Source organism: Microcystis sp. M53598_WE2, assembly GCF_030067735.1.
Classification (GTDB): Bacteria; Cyanobacteriota; Cyanobacteriia; order Cyanobacteriales; family Microcystaceae; genus Microcystis; species Microcystis aeruginosa.
This window is the reverse complement of sequence record NZ_JASJFE010000971.1, coordinates 1-4,377: the sequence shown is the minus strand read 5'-3', so window position 1 is coordinate 4,377 and position 4,377 is coordinate 1. Positions and strand designations below refer to the sequence as shown.

General features: G+C 36.7%; 2 protein-coding genes and 1 pseudogene. 2 read left to right on the top strand and 1 reads right to left on the bottom strand.

Going from position 1 to position 4,377, the window contains the following annotated elements; translation table 11 throughout:
- Positions 1-256, top strand: a pseudogene (locus PX636_RS19895) (tetratricopeptide repeat protein); the annotation flags it as partial.
- A 446-nt stretch (positions 257-702) separates the two neighbouring features.
- The gene (locus PX636_RS19890) at positions 703-2,040 is read left to right on the top strand and encodes an AAA-like domain-containing protein (RefSeq protein ID WP_288118458.1); all 1,338 of its coding nucleotides are present in this window, start codon (positions 703-705) and stop codon (positions 2,038-2,040) included.
- A 21-nt stretch (positions 2,041-2,061) separates the two neighbouring features.
- Here the strand turns inward: PX636_RS19890 and PX636_RS19885 are convergent.
- On the bottom strand, positions 2,062-4,377 hold a 2,316-nt coding region (locus tag PX636_RS19885; RefSeq protein ID WP_288118456.1), incomplete at its 5' end, for an AAA-like domain-containing protein.

Here is a 4,377-nt window from a genome sequence, read left to right as displayed (position 1 = left end):
GTTCTCAAACAACTGCATCGGCTACCAGAATCGATTAAAGCTTATAAAAAAGCTCTCAAGTTAAACCAGGATAATCCCACTATTTACCAAAATCTAGGGGGTTGCTTATATAGTTTTCGGTAGTTATAATGAGGCGATCGAGATTTGGCAAAAAGGCCTACAATTATTGAAAGATCAGGGTAATGTCTCTCGCGCTGAAATGCTGCAAGAAACCCTAAAAGCTCTGGGAGCAAGTGTATTGAAGGATGAACAGTAACTGTTCACCGTTGTCGCGAAGATTGGGAGCAGCCACTGTACTAAAATTCTCAATAGGCAGTTGAAATGCAGTACATCTGATTGCTAAAACCCTGTCTAGTCAACTCCTGTGAGGATTTTTCCGAACTAATTGTTAATAGGATTATCGAGGGGTTAGACGCTGAAGACTCAGGGGTTTTGATAGAAATGATCAAGAGATAATTGCTCCCGTGTAATTGACCTTGACAAGAAATGCTATAATTTCCTAGCAAGAGGGGAATGGAATCCCTCTCAGGGTTGCCATCGCACAATTTTGTCGGTTACTGGTTCTCGTCAGCTTGTTTGTCAAATATACCAATTCTATTTTGAATCGGTGCTGTTATGTCAAGATTCAGGTTTTCTGGCTGCAACGGAACTGAAAAATCAAATAATCTATTCCATCAAATCTTCTTACCTTAGACAAAAATAATGAAATTCGAGGAAATCCAAGAGATTCTTAATCGGCAACTGCTCAAGCTTGAGAATCGCTGTCTCAATGACACAGAACAATTATTATTGCGAGGACTTTGGCAGAAAAAGAACTATCAAGAAATTGCCCAAGAAAACGGTTATAGTAGCAGCTATCTTGCCAATGTAGTTGCCCCAGGACTCTATGATAAAGTCTCGCAACTGATCGGACAAACGATCAATAAGAAAAATTTTTTATCTAGACTACAATCTCATTTTACCAACTCCACATCGCTTCAGTATTGCGGTCAGGAATATCTCCAAAATGAGCGTCCAGAATACCCAGATGCTCCTGTTCCCTATAATTCTTATTATTATCTAAAACGAACAAAACTTGAAGCAAAAATTATCGAGGAAATCGGCCAATCTGGGGCGTTAGTACGCATTAAAGCTCCCAAAAAATGGGGGAAAACGTCTTTATTATTAACAATTTTAGAGGCTTGTCAACAGCAATTCGGTTATCAAATTGTTAGTTTAGATTTACAAAAAGCAGACCAAGACATCATAGCAAATTTTAACAAGTTCTTACGCTGGATCTGCCGTAATTGCGCTCGGCAGTTGAATTTAGAAGCCAAATTAGATGATTATTGGGATGAAGATATAGGAATTAAAATGAGTTGGACAATTTATTTTGAAGAGTATATTTTACGAGAGATAAAACAGCCACTGGTATTGGCTTTAGACGAAGTGCATCGAGTCTTTGAACATCCGAAAGTAGCAGAAGATTTTTTACCTTTAATCAGAGCTTGTTATGAAGAATCTAAGCGATCTCCCCTGTGGCAGAAATTACGTTTAATTATTGTTCAATCCACAGAATCTTATGTTTCTCTGCGATTAGAACAGTCTCCTTTTAATGTGGGATTACCCATAGAGTTACAGGGTTTTGGTCAAGAACAAGTGGCAGAATTGGCAAAAAAATATCAATTAAATGAATTAGCAACCAACGAAATTCAACAGTTGATCGACTTAGTGGGGGGACATCCTGCCTTGATTCATTTAGCGATTTATCATCTTAGCCAAGAGCAAATCACGATGCCAGATTTAATCAAATCAGCAACTACATCAACGGGAATTTATTCCTCTCATTTACAGCTGCACTGGGTCACTTTACAAAAACAACCCGAACTTGCCGCTGTTTTTCAACAGATTTGTCAAGGTAATCAACCAATAATAGTCGATCCAATTATTGCTTATAAACTTAATAGTATGGGTTTAATTAAACTCAGAGAAAATAAAGCAATTGTCAGTTGTCAGTTGTATCAAAAGTACTTTATAAGTCAATATACTGGTTCAGTATAAATAAATTTTTGAACCATGGTATTAAGACAGCGATCGCTCAAGCCAATCATTATTAAATATCGTCTGATAAATCCGATTATGAACGTCCATTTTCCCGTGACGCTTTACCACTAATCCAGATAAAAATAACTCAGGTAAATAGGGATTGTTATCAATCTGTATTGGTTCTTGATGGAGGATTTGTCGATACAAGGTTAATAACTGGGGTCGGTTTGGACTTTGAAGAAGGCGATCTTGAATGGTTTTTAAATGTTCGGGTTGATCCTGCATCTCCCAATCTTGAATAATTTTTTCTGCTACTAAGTTGGCCAACCATTGTTCTTCTTGATTAGAGGGGATTGGTTGCTCGCTATCCCGCATCAGTTGACAGAGTTTTTGAGTTAAGAAAGGTTGCCCTCCCGTCCAGCTTAAGACTTGTTTGAGCATGGTCTGAAGATTGCTGACTTTTTCTGTTAACCCATATAATAAAGGTTGGGCTTCGTGTTCCTTAAAACTTGCTAATTCAATAGCGTTACCAATATTAAAAGGTGTTTTCTGGGGGTCAGTAATTAAAGCTGAAGGTGTGGTAGCACCAAAAAAGGCAAAAGTTAGCTCTTGAAATTGAGGTTGAATCGCTCTCTGGTTATAAAAAGAACGAATTAAAGCAAAAAAGTCAGAGACATCAAATTTTAACCCCAAAATGCTATCAATTTCATCAATAAATATAACAGTCGATTGTCTAGATTGCCGCTGATCAAAATCGTCATTAACTAGAAGAAAATTTTCTATAAATTGTCCTAATCGTTGTACAGGAGGCAGGTCTAATTGTTCACTCCACCAAGCTTTAAAAGTTTTCAATTCTTTGATTAATCCAAAACTGCGGAGCAGATCAACGGCTAATCCTTTATACCATTGTTCGGGGGTAATATTGTCTGTTCCTAGCCGAGTTAAGTCAATTACTGCACATCTAATTCCCTCCTTTTGTAATTGGCTCATCATCCGTACCATTAAGCTAGATTTTCCCATTTGACGTGCATTTAAAACATAGCAAAATAGACCTTGTTTGAGAGCTTTATAAAGATTGCGATCGGCTTGTCGAACCACATAATTCGGTGCATCCATCGGTAAACTGCCCCCCACTTGATAGACAAATTTGGGAGGTTGTTCAGCACTTTTAAGCAGGTCATTTTCAAAGATAAGTTCTGCTTGGGTTGCTTTCAGTACCTCTAAAGTATTTGTGAGTTCTTTTGTCCGTTCTTCTACTCTTTGTTCTAAGGTTTGATAGAGTCTTGAGTTATCAATAGAGATAGCGGCTTGAGCTGCTAGAATATTTAATAGTTCAACCCTTTCTGAGGTAAATGCGCCTGTTGTTAAATTATTTTCTAAATAAACAATTCCTTTTAATTGACCTTGATTGAGTAAAGGAGTACAAAGAATAGATTTAGTTTTTTTAGCCACAATATAATAATCATTGGTAAATTGACCTGATGAAGTGGCATCATTTAAAACGATAGTTTCTTTTGTCCGAGCGACATAGTAAATAATACTGGTGGGTAAGATAGGAATTGAATGATCATAGTCGATAGATTCTATGGGAATCGGCTGTAAGATATTAAGCGTTTCTTGATCAATTGTTCCTTGAGCTTCAATGACCCAATTTCCTTCCTGTTCTAAAATCAGACAACCTTTCTGCGCTCCTGCATTTTCAATGACAATTTTCATTAAGTTTTGCAGAAGATTTTCTAGTTTAATTTCTCCAGAAATCGCTTGCGAGGCTTTAAGAATAGTGGTTAAATCAAGAACTGCTCCATCATTACCAGTGGTTGAAATGGTGGTACTCAGTCCTTTAGATTTGTTTTGATTGCTGATGCCTAATAAATATTGAGGGTATTCTTCTTCTAATTGTTTAACTTTGGCCTTTGCACCCCAACGAATGTAACAATGATAGGCATTTCTGAGGTATAATTTCCCGATTTCTTCTCTACCTAAAGTAAAATAAAATTCAGAGGCACGTTCATAAGCTAAAGCCTCTTCATGAATAAATTCATATTTCTTTGCTCCTTGAATGGCTTTTTCATAAAATTCTTGAGCTTTCCAGTTTTGACCTAAGACTCTCGCTTTTTCTGCTTCAACTAGATCATATTTATGTTGAAAATTTGCTGGACAATGACTAGACCATATTGCCATCTTCTGCTGATTGTTATCTACTTGTTGTAGTAATTTTCTTTGATCATTTTGCTCTGTGTCATGATAATAAGCTAGAAAACTCAAAGATGAATAGAAATTATGTTGAGGAGAAATCAAAAATGAGTTTATAGTTGGGTTTGAAATATATTGAAGTCCTCTTTCTCCATAAGT

Coding starts and splice junctions, on each gene's coding strand:
- PX636_RS19890 (WP_288118458.1), top strand. CDS start 703: ATGAAATTCGAGGAAATCCAAGAGATTCTTAATCGGCAACTGCTCAAG.